Source organism: Streptomyces sp. NPDC025651 (assembly GCF_055558735.1).
In genome coordinates this window covers 385,798-403,715 of sequence record NZ_JBVHLZ010000004.1, presented here as the reverse complement: position 1 = coordinate 403,715, position 17,918 = coordinate 385,798, and the positions used below count along the sequence as shown (strand labels likewise).

Sequence of the window (17,918 nt, the reverse complement as noted above, 5' to 3'; positions counted from 1 at the left end):
GGGGGGTGCCTGAACTTCCTGGACTTCGGGACCTACGGACCTACGGACCTACGGACGTCCGGGATTCCGGACGTCCGTCCTTCCGTACGCGGCTGGGGACTAGCCCGCGAACCAGCGGACCGGCGCGGGCGCCAGGTTCTGGTAGATGTGCTTGGACTCGCGGTACTCGGCGAGCCCGGCGGGACCGAGCTCGCGCCCGACGCCGCTCTTGCCGAAGCCGCCCCACTCCGCCTGCGGCAGGTAGGGGTGGAAGTCGTTGATCCAGATGGTGCCGTGGCGCATCCGGCGGGCCATGCGGGCGGCCAGGCCCTGGTCGGTGGTCCACACGGCGCCCGCGAGGCCGTACTCGGTGTCGTTGGCGAGCGCGACGGCCTCGTCCTCGGTGGTGAAGGTCTCGACGGTCAGGACGGGCCCGAAGACCTCTTCCCGCACGACCCTCATCCCGCGGTGGCACTGGTCGAGCACGGTCGGCTCGTAGAAGTAGCCCTCGGCGGGGCGGACGTCGCTGGGCTCGGGACGCTTGCCGCCGGAGCGCAGGACCGCGCCCTCCTCCAGGGCGGAGGCGACGTACATCTCGGTCTTCTCGCGCTGCTGCGCGGAAACGAGCGGTCCGCACTCGACGCCCTCTTCGGTGCCGCGGCCGAGCTTGATCTTCTCGGCGCGGCGGGCGAGTTCGGCCACGAAGCGCTCGCGGACGGACTCCTCGACGATGAGGCGGCCGCCGGCGGAGCAGACCTGCCCGCTGTGGATGAAGGCGGCGTTCAGCGCCTGGTCGACGGCGGTGTCGAAGCCCTCGTCGGTGGCGCAGGCGTCGGCGAACACCACGTTCGGGTTCTTGCCGCCGAGCTCCAGGGCGACCTTCTTCACGCCGAGCGCGGCGGCCTGGGCGACCTTGGTGCCGGAGACGAGGCCGCCGGTGAAGGAGACCAGGTCGACGTCCGGGTGGTCGGCGAGCCGGGCGCCGACGGTGTGGCCGGGGCCGGTCACGATGTTGGCGACACCGGCGGGCAGACCGGCCTCGACGAGCAGCTCGACGAGGGCCACCGTCGTCAGCGGGGTGATCTCGCTGGGCTTGATGACGAAGGTGTTGCCGGCGGCGAGCGCGGGCGCGATCTTCCAGCTGGCCTGGAGCAGCGGGTAGTTCCAGGGCGTGATCATCGAGCAGACGCCGATGGGCTCGTGCACGACGACGCTGTGGATGTCGTCGGAGCCCGCGTCCACGACGCGGCCCGCGCCCTCGCCGATCACGAGGTCGGCGAAGTACCGGAAGGCGTCGGCGACGCAGTCCACGTCGACGCGGCCCTCTTCGAGGGTCTTGCCCGCGTCGCGGCTCTCCAGGAGCCCGATCTCCTCACGGTCGCGTACGAGGAGATCGGCGACGCGGCGCAGCAGCGCGGCGCGCTCGGCGACCGGCGTGCTCGGCCAGGGGCCCTCGTCGAAGGCCTTGCGGGCTGCGGCGATGGCGGCGTCCGCGTCTTCCGCTCCGCCCTCGGCGATCACGGCGAACGGCTTCGCGTCCGCCGGGTCGAGGATCTCGCGGGTGGCGCCGGAGGCGGCGCTCAGCCACTCTCCGCCCACATGGATGGTCTGTTGTGCGGACACGTCCCGTTTGCCTTCCGTTCCTGTCATTCGCCCCGCCTGTCACTCGCGGTAGCCGGGTGCACCTGCCCTGAGGGGGAGAAACCATGCGCATCCAGTGGCCGAAAGTGCGCTGTGTCACTGCGCATGCGGGCACTCGTGGCAAAACGTACGCTCGATACACGTTTTGTCACCGGAGGTGACGTGATGAGTGGAATGTCCCGCAAGCGAACTGTGGGAAGCGCGGCGTGCTGTGTCGTTGCCCTGCTGATCCTGCCCGCATGTTCCTCGGATGGCGACGAGAAGGACAAGGCGAGCGGCACGAGCAGTGCCGACGGCGGGAGCGACGGGGGCGACGACGGCGGCAACGGCGTCGAGGGCATGAGCGCGCAGGAGATCTCCGACAAGGCGAAGCAGGAACTCCTTGACGCGAAGTCGGTGCACATCTCGATGAAGGCGACGGGCGCGGACGCCACGAAGGACTCCGACTCGGACTCGGACGACCCGACGTCCATGGAGCTGACGCTCGACCGGGACGAGAACTGCACCGGCACGATGAGAATGGCCAACGGCGCCACGCTCGAACTGGTCAAGCGCGGCGACAAGGTGTGGATGAAGCCGGACGAGACTTTCTGGAAGACGCAGGTCCCCGGCGGCGACGGCGAGGCGGCGGCCGAGATCTTCAAGAACCGCTACGTCCACGGCAGCACGAGCGACGCGATGCTCAAGGAGGCCGCCGAGGTCTGCGACCTCGGCAAGATCCAGAGGGACATCGAGGACGACTCGGACGACGACACGAAGTCACTGAAGAAGGGCGGGACCACGAAGGTCGACGGCACCTCCGCGATCACCCTGACCGGCACGGACGACGGCAAGGAGACCACGCTGTACGTCGCCACCGAGGGCAAGCCCTACCTGCTCAAGGCGGTGGAGAAGGGCGACGGCGACGACACGACGACGACCTTCTCGGACTACGACGAGCCGGTCCCGTCGAAGACGCCGTCGGCGGACGAGTCGGTGGACGTGTCGAAGCTGCAGGAGCGGCTGCAGAAGGTGTGAGTCAGGAGCGGTCGCGGAAGGTGTGGAGTCAGGCGACCTCGACGACCTCGTCGAGGTCCGGCTCGTCCTGCGCGGTCAGCCCCGCGATCCACAGCGGCATCAGCCAGTGCAGGACGAAGAGGGTGAACAGGACGGGGAAGAGGAGCCCTTCGCCGTCCCACCCCTGGAGCGCGACCCCTCCCGCGCCCGCGGCTGCCGCCAACAGGACCCACAGCATGGCACCCCGGGCGCGGGCCGCCACCCGCTCGCGCTCGGCGCGCTGCCGCTCGTCGAGGGCGCGGACGCGCAGTTCGAGGAGGCCGCGGGTGGCGCCGTTGATGACGCCGGTGGCGAAGCCCCACGGCAGAAGCAGGGCGAGCATCGTCCACATCGCCCACCGCTGACCTCCCACGACGGTGAGCAGCCAGGCGGCCGCGCCCGCCGCCGTCAGCGCGATGTGGACGACGACCACGAGGCGCCTGCGCGCGGCGGTGGCGTACAGGGGCGCGGCCTCGCGCCGGTTCATGAGCGCGACCATCCGCCGGTCGTATCCGGTCAACTCCTGCACTCGCTGGTCCCCCATCACTGATTCCTCCCGTAGACCTGGTCCGTGAGCGGGCGAAACGGTTCGAGGGAGAACAGCGCCTCGACCGGCAGCTCGAAGTACTTCGCGATCTTCAGCGCGAGGTCGAGGCTCGGGTTGTACTGCCCGCGCTCGATGTAGCCGATGGTCTGGTAGTGGGCCCCCACCGCCTCGGCCAGGCTCTGACGCGACACCTTTCGCTCGGCGCGCACCATCGCCAACCTGTTGTGCACTTGCTCGCTCATGTATAAGAAGTACTACATTTTCGAGTACGGCAGCAATGACCACGAAGGCAGGAAGCGGGAAGATGTTCGGCACCAAGCGGGAACTGATGGTGATCGCCCTGCGCGACACGGACGCGGTCGCGGACGAGCTGCGCGAGGCGCTCGCGACGGCCGACGAGAGGGAGCGCCCCGGCCTGGAGCGCGCGGCGGAGCTCGTCGCGCGCACGGCCGCCGTCCCGGACACCGAGGTGCGCGGCCGCTGGGCCCTGCGCCGGATCGCCGCCTCCGGACACACGGGCCCCGCCGACTCGGTCCACGCGGTCAAGGCCCTGCGCCAGGCCGAGCCGGGCCTGAGCCTGGCGTCGGCGGTGCGGCTGTCCAAGGAGGCGGCGGCGCTGCAGGCGGCGGGGACCCCTCACTCCTGAGCCACGAGCAGGTCCCGCTCACTCCTGAGCCACGAGCAGGTCCCGCGCGCACGTCCGCAGCCACGCGTGCGCCGGGTCCGCGTCGTGGCGCGGGTGCCAGGCCATGCCCAGCGGGAGGGGCGGCAGGTCCACCGGGACCTCGAAGGTGACCAGGCCCAGGGCCTCCGCGAGAGGGCGGGTCCATGACGCGGCCAGGCCCACCAGGTCCGTGCGCAGCAGGACGAAGACGGACGACGAGAACGTCGCCATGCTGCCCACCACCCGCCTGTTCAGACCGAGTTCGGCGAGCGCGGCGTCCAGCGGCCCGGACAGCCGCCCTCTGCGAGACACGGTCACATGGTCGACCGCCGCGAACCGGCGCACCGTCAACTTCCCTTTCAACAGGGGGTGTCCGGGCCGCGCCATGCCGATCATCCGGTCCTCGCGGATCGTCTCCACCCGCACCTCGGGCGCCGTCGTGTCGATCACGCCGAGCTCCAGATCGGCGATGCCCTGCCGCAGCATGGGCTCGTCGACGTGGCTCTCGCCGAGGAAGCGCAGCCGTACGCCGGGGGCCTCGTCGGCGGCGCGGGCGAAGAGCGCGGGGCCGTACGCGGCGGCGATCGCGTCGGAGCCGAGGATCGTGAGGGTGCGGGAGACCGTGCGCAGGTCGACGGCGCCGGGCCCGGCGAAGAGCGCGCGGGCCCGCTCCACCACCGCGCTCACCTCGGCCTGCACGGCCAGCGCGTGCGGCGTCGGCACCATCTGCCGCCCGGCCCGTACGAGGACGGGGTCACCGAGAGCCTTGCGGATGCGTCCGAGGGTGCGGCTCATCGCGGGCTCCGACAGATGCAGCCTGCGGGCCGCACCGGACACGCTCTGTTCGTCGAGCAGGACGTCGAGGGCGAGCAGCAGGTTGAGATCGAGCCCGGCACCACTGGATTGCGTCACACGCATCAATCCCTTGTGAAAGTTGCACTGGAAAGCAAGTCAGGGTCGAGCCTACGGTGGCAAGGCATCCCACACCACGACGCTCCCGAGGAGGAGCCTTGCCCTCGCCTGCCCTGAAGCCGCCGACACCGCAATCGACATCAGCGGCCCCGCCCGCGAAGTCCGAATCCCCGCTGAAGCGTTCGACGCTGCTCACCCTCTGCGCCTGCGTGCTCGTCGCCCAGGGCATGGTCGCCGCCATCAACCTCCTTGTGCCGCAGCTGAGTTCGTCCGGTCTGCACCCCTCGTCGAGCGAACTCCTGTGGATCGTCGACGCGTACGTCATCGTCTTCGCGGGGCTCCTCATCCCGGCCGGCGCGCTCGGCGACCGGTACGGCCGCAAGGGCGCGCTGCTCTGCGGACTCGGCCTCTTCGCCGCGGGCGCGACCGTCAGCGCGCTCGCCGTCTCCCCCACGATGCTGATCGCGGGGCGCGGCGTCTCCGGTGCGGGCGCCGCGCTGATCATGCCCGCGACCATGTCGATCCTGATGCGCGTCGCCTCGCAGGATGAGCGGCCGCGCGCCGTCGCCTCCTGGACGCTCGCCGCCGGGCTCGGCGGCCTCACGGGCAACCTCGGCGGCGGACTCGTCGGCCAGTACCTGTCCTGGCGCGCGCTGTTCTGGGTGGTGGTGCCGCTCGCCGCGCTGCTCGCCCTCGCCGTGGCCCGCACGACGCCCCGTACGGACAGGACGGTCGGGGACCGGGCACCGTCCCTGGACCCGCTCGGCACGCTCCTGCTCACCGGCGGTCTGCTCGCGCTGCTCTTCGGCATCATCGAGAGCCCGATGTACGGCTGGACGTCCGCGCGCATCCTGGCCGCCTTCGCGATCGGCGCGGCCCTCGTCGCGCTGTTCGTGGCGCACGCCCTGCGCTCGCGCGCCCCGCTCTTCGACCCCCGGGTCTTCGCCACGCCGCGCCTGCGCGCCGCGACGCTCGGCACGGCGGCAAGCTTCTTCGGCCTCTTCTCCCTCTTCTACGTCAACTCGCAGTACCTGCAGTACGAGAAGGGATACGGCGCCGCACGCGCGGGCCTCGCGATCATCCCGCTGACCATCGGCATGGTGCTCGTGCCCAGGCTCGCCGCGCGCTGGTCGGGACCGCCGCGCGTGGTGGCGGGCGGTGGTCTGCTCCTGATCGGCCTGGGCCTGCTTGGCGCGTCCACCGCGAACGGCTCGACGCCCTACGCGATCTACGCCTGCTGGCTCCTGGTCATCTCGGCGGGCACGGGCCTGTGCATGCCCACGCTCACGCTGAGCGTCGTCGGCTCGCTCCCGCCCCACCAGGCGGGCCTGGGCTCCGGCCTCAGCACCTCGGCACGCGAGGTCGGCGCGGCACTCGGCGTGGCCGTCACCGGCACGGCCCTCGCCTCGCACGCCTCGGGCGGCTTCGCGGGCGGCATGGAGGCGGCGCTGCGGATCGTGGCGCTCGTGGTGATCGCCGCGGCGGCACTGGTCGCACTCGGCTACGGCGGGACGCGGAAGACGTGAGGCCCGCAGAAACGTGATCGCCCCGGCAGCAGCTGCTGCCGGGGCGATCACGCGGAAGTCGTGCGCCTCGGACGAGGCCGACTCGGACGAGGCCGACTCAGATGAGGCCGACTCAGATGAGGCCGAGACCGCGCACGGCCTCGCGCTCCTCGGCGAGCTCCTTCACGGACGCGTCGATGCGCGCACGAGAGAACTCGTTGATCTCGAGCCCCTGGACGATCTCGTACTTGCCGTCCTTGGTGGTGACGGGGAAGGAGGAGATGAGCCCCTCCGGAACGCCGTACGAACCGTCCGACGGGATGCCCATGGAGGTCCAGTCGCCCTCGGCGGTGCCGTTGACCCACGTGTGGACGTGGTCGATGGCGGCGTTGGCGGCGGAGGCGGCCGAGGACGCGCCACGGGCCTCGATGATCGCGGCGCCGCGCTTGGCGACGGTCGGGATGAACTCGTCGGCGAGCCAGGCCTGGTCGCCCACGACCTCGGCGGCGTTCTTTCCGGCGATCTCCGCGTGGAAGATGTCCGGGTACTGGGTGGCCGAGTGGTTGCCCCAGATGGTGAGCCGCTTGATGTCGGCGACGGACGAGCCCGTCTTCTTCGCCAGCTGCGACAGGGCGCGGTTGTGGTCCAGGCGGGTCATCGCGGTGAAGCGCTCGGCCGGTACGTCCGGGGCGGCGGCCTGCGCGATGAGCGCGTTGGTGTTGGCGGGGTTGCCGACGACCAGCACCTTGATGTCGTCGGCGGCGTGGTCGTTGATGGCCTTGCCCTGCGGCTTGAAGATGCCGCCGTTGGCCTCCAGGAGGTCACCGCGCTCCATGCCCTTGGTGCGGGGGCGGGCGCCGACGAGCAGAGCGACGTTCGCACCGTCGAAGGCGACGTTGGGGTCGTCACTGATCTCGATCGAGTTCAGCAGCGGGAAGGCGCAGTCGTCGAGCTCCATGGCGGTGCCCTCGGCGGCCTTCAGGGCCGGCGTGATCTCCAGAAGGCGCAGGTTGACCGGCACGTCCGCGCCGAGCAGGTGGCCCGAGGCGATGCGGAAGAGCAGCGCGTAGCCGATCTGGCCGGCCGCGCCGGTGACGGTGACATTCACGGGAGTGCGGGTCATGGCGATCTCCGTAAGACAGCTGGCGGTGGGGGTCCCTGTCCTTCGTACTGGTGTACCGGATCCCCTCTTTCCTGGATCCCCGCCGACGCCTTCTTCGAGTCCTCGATCGCCTCTCGATGATCGATCTCTTGGCATCAAGAGAGATCCGCCGTCAGGCTATCGCGCCCCGCCCACCCCTGGCCGCCGGGTCCGTGTGGCCCCGCCCACAGCGTTTCCCCGGGGGCGGCCGCCACCTCGGGAGAGGGAGCGTGGCGGCCGCCGTGGGGGTGTGACCACTCCCGTGGGGGTACGGTGCGCCTGCCCTCCGGGAGGCGTGTCATTCCCCTTGCCCCCTGACTTTTCTGTGCGGGGCGGCAGCACCTCCACCGCCGACGCCCCGCGGACGAACCCCCGCTCGCCCGCGGCTACTCCGTGCAGCCCGTCTGGCCGGACGCCAGCGTCGCGCAGGCCTTCGCCGCCGTGCCGTTCTTGACCGCCACCATCGGGGTGTACGCGTCGAAGTCCGCGTTCACCGTGCCCTTCTGCTTGGCCTCCGCTCCCCCGCCCGACCCCGTGATGGTGACCTCGTCCCCCGGAGTCGCCTGCGTGATCCGCGCCCACGCGGCCCCGCACGTCTTGCTGTACCGCACCTCGACCAGCGCCTTGCCGACCGTGGCCCGCGACGTGGTCTTCGCCAACTCACCGCCGCAGCCCATGTTCTCGGGGTCCTTGCCCGCGCAGTCCTTGCCGTTGCACTCGACCCCGGCAGGCAGGTTGTCGTCGCTGGTCGTCGGCGCCGCGGGCGGCTTGGACGCGTCGTCCCCCTTGTCGTCGCCGCCGAAGCCGGTCAGGAAGACCGCGGCCGCGATGACGACGAGGGCGCCGACCACCCCCGCGAGGAACATGGTCAGCTTCCTGCGCCGCCGCTGCCCGTCGGGCGAGTCCCCGCCCCGCAGCGGCTCGCGCGTGCCGGGCGGCGGCGCACCGGCGGCGCCCCGTCCGGCATCCCCGAAGGCGGACGCGGAGACATCGCCGTACGAGCCCTGGGAACCGTACGACCCCTGAGAGGCGGAGGCCCCGTACGCAGAACTGGAAGCGGACCCGGCAGCCCCCGCGGACCCGGCAGCCCCCGCGGGCCCGGGAGCCTGAGGCGGCACGGTAGGCACCACCCCCGCAGGCCCGGCCACCCCCGTCGCACGTCCGAGCCCGCCGGAGCCGTTACGCGCGGCAGCGGCACCGGCGCCGGCACCAGCCCCGGCCCCACCGCCAGGCTTCGCGGAACCGGAAGGCTTGGGCTCCTTGGCCGACTTGGAGGACTTGGAGGACTTCGCGGATCCGGTGGGGTGGGGCCCCAACTCCCCCAGCGCGGCCCGCGCCTGGGAGATGCGGATCGCCTGCATGGTCATGTCGTGCCGCATCTCGGAGCGGCTCCAGGCGCGCTCCGCGAGCTCCCACATGGTGATGAGGTGCACCGGCGGCGTCCCCGTCACCTCGGCCAGCGCGACGATCGCCCCCTTCGGCGCGAGCAGCCGCCCGTTCAGATAGCGCTCCCACGACGTCTTGCTGTAGCCGGTCCTGTCCGACACCGCTGCGATGCTCAGACCGCTGCGGTCGACCAGCCTGCGCAGCTGGCTGGCGAACTCCCTGACCTGCGGATCGAGCTCATCCGGTAGCGCCTTCCAACGAGGCATTGCTCCCCCTATTCCCCCCGTACGTGCCTGTCCTGCCCCCGCGCCGACCCCGCGCCGACCCTGCGCCGTCCCCGCGAAGTCCTTCTGGACTACCCAGAGGGATGCGCAAAGCCAGGATGTCAGTTCCCGGAGTGGGGGCGCACGGGAGCATTCGGGCCACTGGCGTGCACGGTCGCACTCCCCGCAGCCCACGGTCCGGGCCCGTGGTCCCGGTTCCAGTGTCCCACCGCCGTCCCGCTCCCCGACGCGGAACCCCAGGCTGCGACCCGGGACGTCCCAAAGCTTCCCGATTGCGGGAGTTGACCCTTTTTCCACGGTCCCCGACGCGGAAGCATCGAGGGCAGTCAGCGCACCACTAGGGGGATCACATGCGCAACACCCAGGGCAGGCCGAAGAGGCTCATCATGGCGGCGGTGGCCGTGGCGGCGGGGGCGGGCCTCGCGCTCGGCGGCGTCGCGCCGCTCGCCCAGGCCACCGGGCCGCACGTCGTCGACGGCAAGGGCGCCGCGTACAACGACTGGGGCGACGAGGGCGAGCTGTCGCGCTGGAGCCACGCGGACAGCAACGCCACGCGGCTGTGGCAGACCGTCCTGTACGCGGACGGCGCCAAGTGGAAGGACGGCAACGGGCAGCAGCACACGTTCAAGAAGTCGGACATCGACGGCCGCTTCGGCAAGAAGACCGCGTCGGCCACCAAGTACTGGCAGCACAACGAAGACCTCGAGGACGTCGACGGCATCGCGGGCAAGGAGACCTTCGGGGCCGCGGACGACTTCCTGGACGGGCCGAACGGCAGCGGCGGCTGGGTCACGTACAGCGGCTACAGCCACGACGTGACGTTCAAGCGGATCGGCGGCACGTACCACGTGAAGGTCTACGACCAGTGGGAGAAGGCGGCGTACGACTGGCGCAGCTGATCCACGGCGGCGCACGCCGCACCGCACCCCCCCGGGGGACCGCCACGCGGAGGCGGTCCCCTCGGCGCGTGCCCGGCGCGTGCCCTTCGTGCGCGACCTCAGCCCGCGCTCCGCACGAGGAGCCACAGCACCCCGGCGAGCAGCACCGCGACGACGACGAGCGCGGCGCAGGCGACGAACCGCCAGGACGGGCCGGCGCGGTGTCCGTGCGGTTCCTCCCGCTCCTCGCGCACCAGCGGAGGGACCGGCTCCCACCAGGGCACGGTCGGCTCCTCGCCGTTACGCCCGCCGACGCTTTCCCGCACCGGGGGGACACGCTCCACGGCGTCCTCGGCGCCGCCCCGCTCCAGCCCGCCCCGAGGCCAGGCCCGCACCGCCAACTCCCAGCGCACGCCGAAGCGTTCGCAGTCGACGCCCGCCACCCGGCACAGCGCGGCGACCGCCTGGCGGGGCGGGGGCTGCTGGGCGTTGAGGTAGCGCTGCCAGGAGGACTTGCTGTACGCGGTCCGCTGGCCGAGGGCGACCAGGCTGAGCCCCGTTCGGTCCTTGAGCAGCCTCAGCTGCTCGACGAAGTGCCGCACCTCCGGCGGAAGTCCCTCTGGAAGAGGCTGCCAGCCCGTACCCATGGCCCACCCCCCGAGCCTCGCCCGCCCCGCTTCGGCGAGCTGTCCCGCCCGCTTGGCGGAAGTGACGGCCGGACACGGCGGAATGGTTCCGCCCGGCTACCGCCCGGCTCCGTCACAAGCTTCGGACCAGGGTCGTAGCACTCCCCGAACACCGTTGCGGAATGGTCACCTCCGTGCCACAGGGACCTGGCATCCCTTGAACGCGCTTGGCGGGTCCATGACTCTGGATCTCGAGCGGAACGCACCGCTTACATCGGGAGAATCCAGCAGGAAGCACCCTTCCGAATCGGCGGCGCCCGTCCTCCCACGGGGGAGAGGACGGGCGCCGTCTCTCGTGTTCCGCACCTCGATCAGGACGCCCGCCACCGAAATCCGCGCCCGAAGCGGCCTCACTCCCCGAAGCACTGCCGCCCTTCACTCCCCGCCGTCACCAGACAGACCCGCGCCCCGGAAGGCCCACCGGACCCGCCCCCGCCCGCCGCGGTCATCCGTGTGGCCAGATAGCGCCGCGCGTCCCGCGCCTCGTCCGCCGCGACCGCCTTCCGCACGGCCCCCGGCACCGTCAGCTCGACCCGGTCCCCGGGGCGCAGCCCCCTGGCACGCACCCACACCGCGCGGCACGCCTTGCCGTGCCGCAGCTCGACGCGGCGGGCGTCGTCGAAGTCGCGCACGGCGAGCGACGTCACCTGCCCCTGTCCGCCGCAGCCCATCCGTACCGGGTCCCGGCCCTCGCAGGCCTTCCCGACGCACCGTGGTTCGTAGGGCGCGGGCGCGGTCCCCCGCGCCGTCCCGGGCCCGCCGCGCTCCCCGCTCCCCGTGCCGGCTCCCGCCACCACGGCGAGCCCCGCGAGCACGACCGCCGCCGCGACGCCCGCGGCGAGAACGGCGCCCCGACGCCGCCGGGCCACCGGGCCGACCGCCTCCGCCGAAGCCCCGGGAACAGAACCCCCGGCTCCGGAAGCAGTGCCCCCGGCAGCGGCATCCGCCACGCCCGGTCCCGTCCCCCCGCTCCGCGCCGCCCGCCCGCTCCACGCCGCGTCCGCCAGCTCCCACAGCGCGAGCAGCCGCCCCGGCTCCTCCCCCGCGAGGCCGCACAGCGCGACGACCGCCTGGCGCGGCGCGGGCTTCTTGCCGTTGAGATACCGCTCCCAGGACGACTTGCTGTACGGCGTGCGCAGGGCGAGCGCCGCCAGGCTCAGTCCGGTACGCTCCCGCAACTCCCGCAGCGCCGCGCTCAGTCGGCCGCACTCGGCGGGCGGCGTCGGCACAAGGCCACCAGGCCGATCCGCACTCACTTGCGCAACTCCCCCCAGGTGTCGGGCCCCACGATCCCGTCGTCCACCAGGCCGCGCGCCCGCTGGAAGCGCGTGACCGCCCTCTTCGTGCCGTCCCCGTACGCGCCGTCGACCGCGCCCGCCCCGAACCCGGCCCGCTTCAGGAGGCATTGGGCCTCGACGACCTCCCAGCCGCTGCCGCCCCGGTCGAGCAGGGCCTCCCGGGTCAGGCTGTACCCGGCGTACCGCGCGCCGTCCTCGCGGCCGTCGTCGCAGTCGTACGTACGCCCCTTCTGATACGAGTACACACCCAGCCCTTGTTCATCGTCGCCCCACCACGCGCCCCCGGCGAGAAGCCCGGCGCCGAATCCCGCGGCCATGGCGAGCACGGCACCGACGACCGCGAGCCGCAGCGGCACACGTCGCCTCCGCCGCCCCGCATCCGGCGCCGCCTCGGACCCGGGCACCGACTCGGCCCCGGTGGCCCCAATCGCGGCCCCTGCCCCGACACCCCCGGTCCCGGCCCCGCCCCCTCCCGACGCCACCACGACCTCGTGCAGCACCAGAAGCCGCGTCGACTCCGCCCCGCACACCCGCGCCAGCTCCTCGACGGCCTCGCGCGGCACGGGCAGCTTGCCGTTGAGATAGCGCTCCCAGGAGGAGCGGCTGTACGAGGTCTTGGCGGAGAGCGAGGCCAGACTCAGCCCGCTGCGGTCCTTCAACCGCCGCAGCTGGACCACGAGTTCCCGCTCCCGGTCCCCCAGCGATACCGGCAGTTCCTTCCAACGCGACATGTTCCACTCCATTCGCGTCCTCCCCCGAGGCGACAGGCGCCCTTGTCCCCACGAAGGATGGCGGCTGCAGACACACCGGTTCCCCGGCCCCGCCGCCCCCGTCCCACGATCGCGTCACCGGGCGGCCCATCCCCGCAGGTCAGCGCGTGGGACATCCCCGAAGGGCCCAACTCGGCCATTTCTCCTGGCCGTTGACCCGCCCGTCACGGCAGTGTCAGTGGTGCACACCGGGCGGCGCGGTCCACTCCGCGCCGCCCTCCACACCGACAACCACCGGGGGAACCATGATCAGCACGCGCAAGCGCCTCACCGTCGGCTTCGCCTCCCTGGCCCTCGCGGGCGGCCTCGCGGGCGGCGTCCTGTCCAGCACGCCGGCGGGCGCGGCCCAGCCCGAGAGCACCGCCAAGGTCGCCGCTCCCTGCGGCTACAAGGGCGGCCACCCGACCCTGTACATCGGCTCCAACGACGGCAAGGCGATCAAGCACGCCCAGTGCCTCCTGAACAAGGTCTGGGGCTGGGGCGACTACGTCAAGATCGACGGCTGGTACGGCGAGAAGACCGCGCACGCCGTGAAGGTCAGCCAGCAGAACTGCAACAAGACCCGCAAGCCCGACATCGCCGTGGACGGCGTGGTGGGCCCGAACACCTGGAAGGTGCTGCACCCGGACACGAACAAGAGCTTCTGCCAGCGCTGAGCACCCTGCGCACGAGCGCGGCCCGTCCTCCCCGGGGGAGAGGACGGGCCGCCCGCACGTCCACGAGCCGCCGCCCGCACGACTGCGAGCCGCCCCGCACGTCTACCCGCCGCCGCCCCCCGGCGTCACCAGCCCCGTCTCGTACGCCACCACCACCGCCTGCGCCCTGCTGTCGAGGTCGAGCTTGCCCATCGTGCGGTTGAGGTGCGTCTTGACGGTGGCCTCGCTGATGTAGAGCCGCTCGGCGATGTCCGCGTTGGTCAGGCCGCGCGCGATCAGCTTCAGGACCTCGACCTCGCGCAGGGTCAGCACCCCGAGATCGGGAGGTGTGCGCCCCTCCTCGGCGTCGGCCCCCGCCGCCTGCCGCGCGAACGCCTCGACCAGGCGCCGCGTCACGCTGGGCGCGAAGAGCGCGTCGCCGCCGCCGACGGCCGCCACCGCGGCGAGCAGCCGCTCGGGCCCGGAGTCCTTCAGCAGGAACCCGGAGGCGCCCGCGCGCAGCGCCCCGTACACGTACTCGTCGAGGTCGAAGGTGGTGAGCACCAGGATGCGCGGCGGCGGTTCGGGCGCCTGCTCGAGGATCTTCGCGGTGGCCGTGATGCCGTTCATGCCGGGCATGCGGATGTCCATCAGGACGACGTCGGGCGCGGTCCGCGCGGCGAGCTCCACGGCTTCGTCGCCGTCGCCCGCCTCGCCCACGACCTCGATGCCGGGCGCGGCGCGCAGCAGCCCCACCAGCCCCGCACGGATGAGGAACTGGTCGTCGACGACGAGCACCTTGATGGAAGCGGTCATCCGGTCATTCCGATGCGTCGTCCCCCCGCGCCGCGGCCCGTGCCGAGGTCGGCAGGGTGAGTCGCACGGCGAACCCTCCCTCGCTCAGCGGGCCGATGCTGATCGTCCCGCCGTAGAGCTTGGCCCGCTCCCGCATCCCAAGCAAGCCATGCCCGCTACCGGTGCGTACTCTGGCCGGAATCACCCCCTTTCCGTCGTCGGTGACGGACACCTCGATATGGCCGTTCCTGTAGGCGAGTTCGACGGCGGCCGCGGCGCCGTGGGCGTGTTTCAGCACGTTGGTCAGCGCTTCCTGCACCACGCGGTACGCGCACAGCTCCACGCCGGGCGCGAGGGGGCGGGGCGTTCCCGTGACGCGCAGCTCGACGGTGACGCCTCCGGCGCGCACCCGCTCGACCATCTCCTCCAGGCGGGCGAGGCCGGGCATCGGTGCCGCGGGGGCCTCGTCGTCGTGCCCGCCGCCCTCGGCGCGCAGCACCCGCAGCATGCGGCGCAGCTCTTCGAGGGCTTCGCCGCTGGTCCCCGCGATGGTGCCGAGCGCGGCGCGCGCGGTGGCGGGGTCGGAGCCGAAGACGAACGTGGCGAGGCCCGCCTGCACGGATATCACCGACATGTGATGGGCGACGACGTCGTGCAGCTCGCGCGCGATCCGCCCCCGCTCCTCGGCGACCTCACGCCGGGCCCGCTCGTCCTGCTCCCGTTTCAACTCCCGGGCCAGTTCGGCGGATTGATGCGCGACGTGGCCGAAGCGCAGCAGGACGAGGGAGAAGCCGACGGCCTGGCCGATGACGGAGGCCATCACGGAGCCCTCGCTGACCAGACCGGCGTGGATCCAGACGGCGCACATCAGCGCGGCGCCGGGCAGGGCGACGCGCAGGGGCCGCAGGGAGGCGAGGGTGTAGACGGCGAGCATGGGCCCGAAGGTGTTCACGACGGGCCAGTAGCCGGCGGTGATGTACACGAGGCACACCGCGTGCACGACGAGCAGTACCGTGAGCGGCGCCTTGCTCCTGAACACGACCGGCAGGTTGACCAGCGCCACCAACACGTAGCCCCTGGCGTCCAGTTCGGGCCAGCCCTGCTTGGCGGACTCCTGCCCGAGCAGCACGGCCACCGTGGTCAGGGCGACCGCGATGAGCGCGTCGACGGCAAGGGGGCGGATCCGCATCGCCGCAGCGTAACCCGCGTACGGGCGGTGGAACGTCAACCAGCCGCGGTACCGCGGAAGTTGCAGGAACCGGAGGCCTACCACGCAAGTGGTAGGCGAAGTTCAACCGAGCGTGCGACGTCACGACGGGCGGCGGACCGTAGCGTCGGAAAACGGACCGCGGGCCGTCGCGGGGAGGCGACGGCGGGGGACCCCGGTCCACACGACGGTGGCCCGTCCCCTCGGGGGAGGACGGGCCACCGTCGTACGAGGCTCACGCGGTGCCCGGCACCGCACGCGCACCGCCTAGATCGTGCAGTGCAGGGTCTAGATCGTGTAGTGCAGGGTGTCGTCCAGGAACGGGATCTCCAGCCACGGCTGGGGCTGCGCCATCATCGCGAGGAGCACGATGGCGAGGCCGAGCGCCCCGTACGTGACCATGTCCGTGAAGCGGGAGCGCACCGCGAGCATGCCCACGTCCGGCAGCGCCCAGCGCAGCACGGCGCCGCCGATCAGCGCGATGCCGACCAGCATCGTGCCGACGCGGAACACGTCGAGCGCGGTGAGCAGCAGCCCGAGCCCGACCAGGGAGACGACCCCGAGCAGCGGCCACTGGCGGGCCGGCGCGGGCGCGTCACCGGGCGCGGCCCGGCCGCCGCCCTCGGGCCTCGCGGTGTCCCGGGTGAACAGCGGGAAGCGGCGCGACACCTTCCGCGGCCGCCCGTCCGGGCCCGGCGCGCTGATGGCGCCCTTGGCCCGGGAAGCCTCCGGGGTGTCCCCCGGGTCGCGTTCTGCGCTCATGGCCTCGGCCCTTTCCGGTTCAGCCCGCGGAGCGTTCCGCGGCCTCGACGACGTTCACCAGGAGCTGGGCGCGGGTCATCGGGCCGACGCCGCCCGGGTTCGGGGAGATCCAGCCCGCGACCTCGGCGACGCCCGGGTGGACATCGCCGACGATCTTGCCGTTCTCGTCGCGGGAGACGCCGACGTCCAGGACCGCGGCGCCCGGCTTCACGTCCTCGGGCTTGATCAGGTGCGGCACGCCCGCGGCGGCGACGATGATGTCGGCCCGCTTCAGGTGCGCGGCGAGGTCACGGGTGCCGGTGTGGCACTGGGTGACCGTGGCGTTCTCGGACTTGCGAGTGAGAAGGAGCGGCATGGGCCGGCCGATGGTCACGCCGCGTCCGACGACGACGACCTCGGCGCCCTTGATCTCCACGTCGTGCTGCCGGAGCAGGCGGATGATGCCGTACGGGGTGCAGGGCAGCGGCGCGGGCTCGTTCAGGACGAGGCGGCCGAGGTTCGTCGGGTGCAGACCGTCGGCGTCCTTGGCCGGGTCCATCAGCTCCAGGATGCGGTTCTCGTCGATGCCCTTGGGCAGCGGCAGCTGGACGATGTACCCGGTGCAGGCCGGGTCCTCGTTGAGCTCGCGGACGACCGCCTCGATCTCCTCCTGGGAGGCCGTGGCGGGCAGTTCGCGCTGGATCGAGGCGATGCCGACCTGCGCGCAGTCGCGGTGCTTGCCGGCGACGTACTTCTGGCTGCCCGGGTCGTCGCCGACCAGGACGGTGCCGAGTCCGGGCGTGACGCCCTTCTCCTTCAGGGCCGCCACGCGGGCGGTCAGTTCGGACTTGATCGCGGCTGCGGTGGCCTTGCCATCGAGAATCTGGGCGGTCATGCCTCCCATCTTCCCGGATGAGCCCCGCCCGGTACCAATCAGGGCACTCCTGCGGCCCACCCGCTGTTCAGGAGGTTGCACTTGCACAACACATACGGAATGCGGCTGGACAAATAAGCCATGGCTAAAGAACGATATGCGGCACAGTGCCGCGGGCAGTGTCGGGGGGACGGACCGCATCTGTAGAACTTCCTCCGTGATGTGCCGCGTCGTCCCCGCACTACCCGACGGAGGAAGACCGCCATGAGTTACGGCGACCCGAACAACCCCTACGGGCAGCCGCCCCAGCAGCCCCCGGCCGCTCCCGGGTACGGCTACCCCCAGCAGACCCCGCCCGGCGTCCCGCCCCAGCAGGGCTACGGCTACCCGCAGCAGCCGGCCTACCCCGGCTACCCGGGCGGCAACATGATGCAGCAGACGATGCCGGGACTCCTGGTCACGGCACGGGTCTTCCTGTTCCTCATCTCGGCGGTGCAGATCCTGGCGGCGATCGGCTACCTGTACGCCGCCGCGGTCGCGAACGACGTCTCCGACAGCGCCGACGAGATCGGGTTCAGCGACGCGGGCGACTTCGGCGACGCGGCCACCGGCGTCTTCGTGATCATCGCGCTCATCGCGGCCGGCCTCGCGGCCCTGTCGATCACGCTCGGCGTGAAGTTCAGCCGCGGCGGCCAGGGCGTGCGCATCACGACCGTGGTCTACGGCGCGCTCGGCGGCATCGTCGGCCTCATCGGCCTCTTCATCGGCCTGGACTCCGGCTTCGCGACCGCCGTCATCGGCCCGCTGATCTGGGTCGTCTTCGCCGTCATCATCACGATGGCCCCGGTCGTCCCGAGCGGCACGGCGTGGTTCAACCGCCCGCGCTACTGAGCGAGTTGGCCTCCCGACCTCACCGGTTGGGCGTCTTTACGCCAACTTC

The 17,918-nt window shown here is 72.1% G+C and carries 19 protein-coding genes; 6 read left to right on the top strand and 13 right to left on the bottom strand.

Annotation, left to right across the window (positions count from 1 at the left end; all coding sequences use genetic code 11):
- Positions 1 to 99: 99 nt before the first annotated feature.
- Positions 100 to 1,629 (bottom strand): aldehyde dehydrogenase family protein, encoded by a 1,530-nt coding sequence (locus tag ACZ4D5_RS18205; RefSeq protein WP_467773356.1) that lies wholly within the window; start codon positions 1,627 to 1,629, stop codon positions 100 to 102.
- Between the two features lie 156 nt (positions 1,630 to 1,785).
- Between ACZ4D5_RS18205 and ACZ4D5_RS18200 the strand changes: the two genes are divergently transcribed.
- Complete coding sequence (locus tag ACZ4D5_RS18200; protein WP_467773355.1) at positions 1,786 to 2,637, top strand: hypothetical protein; 852 nt, start codon at positions 1,786 to 1,788, stop codon at positions 2,635 to 2,637.
- A 28-nt stretch (positions 2,638 to 2,665) separates the two neighbouring features.
- Here the strand turns inward: ACZ4D5_RS18200 and ACZ4D5_RS18195 are convergent, their stop codons facing one another.
- Entirely contained in the window at positions 2,666 to 3,199 is a 534-nt protein-coding gene (locus tag ACZ4D5_RS18195) for a hypothetical protein (protein WP_467773354.1), read from the bottom strand.
- The gene (locus ACZ4D5_RS18190; protein ID WP_055699457.1) at positions 3,199 to 3,444 is read right to left on the bottom strand and encodes a helix-turn-helix transcriptional regulator; all 246 of its coding nucleotides are present in this window, start codon (positions 3,442 to 3,444) and stop codon (positions 3,199 to 3,201) included. Before ACZ4D5_RS18190 ends, ACZ4D5_RS18195 begins: the two co-directional genes overlap by 1 nt.
- Before the next feature lie 35 nt (positions 3,445 to 3,479).
- Here ACZ4D5_RS18190 and ACZ4D5_RS18185 point away from each other — a divergent pair, with 35 nt between their 5' ends.
- On the top strand, positions 3,480 to 3,848 hold the full coding sequence (locus tag ACZ4D5_RS18185) for a hypothetical protein (protein WP_467773353.1): 369 nt from the start codon (positions 3,480 to 3,482) through the stop codon (positions 3,846 to 3,848).
- 18 nt (positions 3,849 to 3,866) lie between these two features.
- Here the strand turns inward: ACZ4D5_RS18185 and ACZ4D5_RS18180 are convergent, their stop codons facing one another.
- On the bottom strand, positions 3,867 to 4,784 hold the full coding sequence (locus ACZ4D5_RS18180) for a LysR family transcriptional regulator (protein WP_467773352.1): 918 nt from the start codon (positions 4,782 to 4,784) through the stop codon (positions 3,867 to 3,869).
- A 107-nt stretch (positions 4,785 to 4,891) separates the two neighbouring features.
- Between ACZ4D5_RS18180 and ACZ4D5_RS18175 the strand changes: the two genes are divergently transcribed.
- On the top strand, positions 4,892 to 6,304 hold the full coding sequence (locus tag ACZ4D5_RS18175; protein WP_467773581.1) for an MFS transporter: 1,413 nt from the start codon (positions 4,892 to 4,894) through the stop codon (positions 6,302 to 6,304).
- 112 nt (positions 6,305 to 6,416) lie between these two features.
- On the opposite strand, the gene ACZ4D5_RS18170 is transcribed toward ACZ4D5_RS18175, so the two are convergent.
- Positions 6,417 to 7,406 carry a malate dehydrogenase gene (locus tag ACZ4D5_RS18170; RefSeq protein WP_467773351.1) on the bottom strand — a complete coding sequence of 330 codons (990 nt, stop codon included), beginning with the start codon at positions 7,404 to 7,406 and terminating at the stop codon, positions 6,417 to 6,419.
- Between the two features lie 404 nt (positions 7,407 to 7,810).
- Positions 7,811 to 9,076, bottom strand: coding sequence for an XRE family transcriptional regulator (locus ACZ4D5_RS18165; protein ID WP_467773350.1), 1,266 nt, complete (start codon positions 9,074 to 9,076; stop codon positions 7,811 to 7,813).
- 368 nt (positions 9,077 to 9,444) lie between these two features.
- Here ACZ4D5_RS18165 and ACZ4D5_RS18160 point away from each other — a divergent pair, with 368 nt between their 5' ends.
- Positions 9,445 to 9,993: a peptidoglycan-binding domain-containing protein gene (locus ACZ4D5_RS18160; protein WP_467773349.1), complete on the top strand. Its 549-nt coding sequence runs from the start codon at positions 9,445 to 9,447 to the stop codon at positions 9,991 to 9,993.
- Between the two features lie 98 nt (positions 9,994 to 10,091).
- Here ACZ4D5_RS18160 and ACZ4D5_RS18155 read toward each other — a convergent pair whose 3' ends face one another.
- The 3 genes from ACZ4D5_RS18155 to ACZ4D5_RS18145 form a co-directional block, all read right to left on the bottom strand.
- The gene (locus ACZ4D5_RS18155; RefSeq protein WP_467773348.1) at positions 10,092 to 10,619 is read right to left on the bottom strand and encodes a helix-turn-helix domain-containing protein; all 528 of its coding nucleotides are present in this window, start codon (positions 10,617 to 10,619) and stop codon (positions 10,092 to 10,094) included.
- A 389-nt stretch (positions 10,620 to 11,008) separates the two neighbouring features.
- Positions 11,009 to 11,887 carry a helix-turn-helix domain-containing protein gene (locus tag ACZ4D5_RS18150; RefSeq protein WP_467773347.1) on the bottom strand — a complete coding sequence of 293 codons (879 nt, stop codon included), beginning with the start codon at positions 11,885 to 11,887 and terminating at the stop codon, positions 11,009 to 11,011.
- A 23-nt stretch (positions 11,888 to 11,910) separates the two neighbouring features.
- On the bottom strand, positions 11,911 to 12,687 hold the full coding sequence (locus ACZ4D5_RS18145) for a peptidoglycan-binding protein (RefSeq protein ID WP_467773346.1): 777 nt from the start codon (positions 12,685 to 12,687) through the stop codon (positions 11,911 to 11,913).
- 284 nt (positions 12,688 to 12,971) lie between these two features.
- On the opposite strand from ACZ4D5_RS18145, the gene ACZ4D5_RS18140 reads away from it, so the two are divergent.
- On the top strand, positions 12,972 to 13,382 hold the full coding sequence (locus tag ACZ4D5_RS18140; protein WP_467773345.1) for a peptidoglycan-binding domain-containing protein: 411 nt from the start codon (positions 12,972 to 12,974) through the stop codon (positions 13,380 to 13,382).
- Between the two features lie 102 nt (positions 13,383 to 13,484).
- On the opposite strand, the gene ACZ4D5_RS18135 is transcribed toward ACZ4D5_RS18140, so the two are convergent.
- From ACZ4D5_RS18135 to ACZ4D5_RS18120, 4 genes are all read right to left on the bottom strand, one after another.
- Positions 13,485 to 14,177, bottom strand: a complete 693-nt coding sequence (locus ACZ4D5_RS18135) for a response regulator (RefSeq protein WP_467773344.1) — start codon at positions 14,175 to 14,177, stop codon at positions 13,485 to 13,487.
- A 4-nt stretch (positions 14,178 to 14,181) separates the two neighbouring features.
- The gene (locus ACZ4D5_RS18130) at positions 14,182 to 15,345 is read right to left on the bottom strand and encodes a sensor histidine kinase (RefSeq protein WP_467773343.1); all 1,164 of its coding nucleotides are present in this window, start codon (positions 15,343 to 15,345) and stop codon (positions 14,182 to 14,184) included.
- 306 nt (positions 15,346 to 15,651) lie between these two features.
- Entirely contained in the window at positions 15,652 to 16,125 is a 474-nt protein-coding gene (locus ACZ4D5_RS18125) for a DUF3017 domain-containing protein (RefSeq protein ID WP_467773342.1), read from the bottom strand.
- A gap of 19 nt (positions 16,126 to 16,144) precedes the next feature.
- On the bottom strand, positions 16,145 to 16,999 hold the full coding sequence (locus tag ACZ4D5_RS18120) for a bifunctional methylenetetrahydrofolate dehydrogenase/methenyltetrahydrofolate cyclohydrolase (protein ID WP_467773341.1): 855 nt from the start codon (positions 16,997 to 16,999) through the stop codon (positions 16,145 to 16,147).
- Between the two features lie 243 nt (positions 17,000 to 17,242).
- Here ACZ4D5_RS18120 and ACZ4D5_RS18115 point away from each other — a divergent pair, with 243 nt between their 5' ends.
- Complete coding sequence (locus ACZ4D5_RS18115; protein ID WP_467773340.1) at positions 17,243 to 17,869, top strand: hypothetical protein; 627 nt, start codon at positions 17,243 to 17,245, stop codon at positions 17,867 to 17,869.
- Positions 17,870 to 17,918: the final 49 nt, after the last annotated feature.

Coding starts and splice junctions, on each gene's coding strand:
- ACZ4D5_RS18145 (WP_467773346.1), bottom strand. CDS start 12,687: ATGTCGCGTTGGAAGGAACTGCCGGTATCGCTGGGGGACCGGGAGCGG.
- ACZ4D5_RS18170 (WP_467773351.1), bottom strand. CDS start 7,406: ATGACCCGCACTCCCGTGAATGTCACCGTCACCGGCGCGGCCGGCCAG.
- ACZ4D5_RS18205 (WP_467773356.1), bottom strand. CDS start 1,629: ATGACAGGAACGGAAGGCAAACGGGACGTGTCCGCACAACAGACCATC.
- ACZ4D5_RS18115 (WP_467773340.1), top strand. CDS start 17,243: ATGAGTTACGGCGACCCGAACAACCCCTACGGGCAGCCGCCCCAGCAG.
- ACZ4D5_RS18185 (WP_467773353.1), top strand. CDS start 3,480: ATGACCACGAAGGCAGGAAGCGGGAAGATGTTCGGCACCAAGCGGGAA.
- ACZ4D5_RS18125 (WP_467773342.1), bottom strand. CDS start 16,125: ATGAGCGCAGAACGCGACCCGGGGGACACCCCGGAGGCTTCCCGGGCC.
- ACZ4D5_RS18140 (WP_467773345.1), top strand. CDS start 12,972: ATGATCAGCACGCGCAAGCGCCTCACCGTCGGCTTCGCCTCCCTGGCC.
- ACZ4D5_RS18120 (WP_467773341.1), bottom strand. CDS start 16,999: ATGACCGCCCAGATTCTCGATGGCAAGGCCACCGCAGCCGCGATCAAG.
- ACZ4D5_RS18165 (WP_467773350.1), bottom strand. CDS start 9,076: ATGCCTCGTTGGAAGGCGCTACCGGATGAGCTCGATCCGCAGGTCAGG.
- ACZ4D5_RS18180 (WP_467773352.1), bottom strand. CDS start 4,784: ATGCGTGTGACGCAATCCAGTGGTGCCGGGCTCGATCTCAACCTGCTG.
- ACZ4D5_RS18190 (WP_055699457.1), bottom strand. CDS start 3,444: ATGAGCGAGCAAGTGCACAACAGGTTGGCGATGGTGCGCGCCGAGCGA.
- ACZ4D5_RS18135 (WP_467773344.1), bottom strand. CDS start 14,177: ATGACCGCTTCCATCAAGGTGCTCGTCGTCGACGACCAGTTCCTCATC.
- ACZ4D5_RS18130 (WP_467773343.1), bottom strand. CDS start 15,345: ATGCGGATCCGCCCCCTTGCCGTCGACGCGCTCATCGCGGTCGCCCTG.
- ACZ4D5_RS18155 (WP_467773348.1), bottom strand. CDS start 10,619: ATGGGTACGGGCTGGCAGCCTCTTCCAGAGGGACTTCCGCCGGAGGTG.
- ACZ4D5_RS18160 (WP_467773349.1), top strand. CDS start 9,445: ATGCGCAACACCCAGGGCAGGCCGAAGAGGCTCATCATGGCGGCGGTG.
- ACZ4D5_RS18200 (WP_467773355.1), top strand. CDS start 1,786: ATGAGTGGAATGTCCCGCAAGCGAACTGTGGGAAGCGCGGCGTGCTGT.
- ACZ4D5_RS18195 (WP_467773354.1), bottom strand. CDS start 3,199: ATGGGGGACCAGCGAGTGCAGGAGTTGACCGGATACGACCGGCGGATG.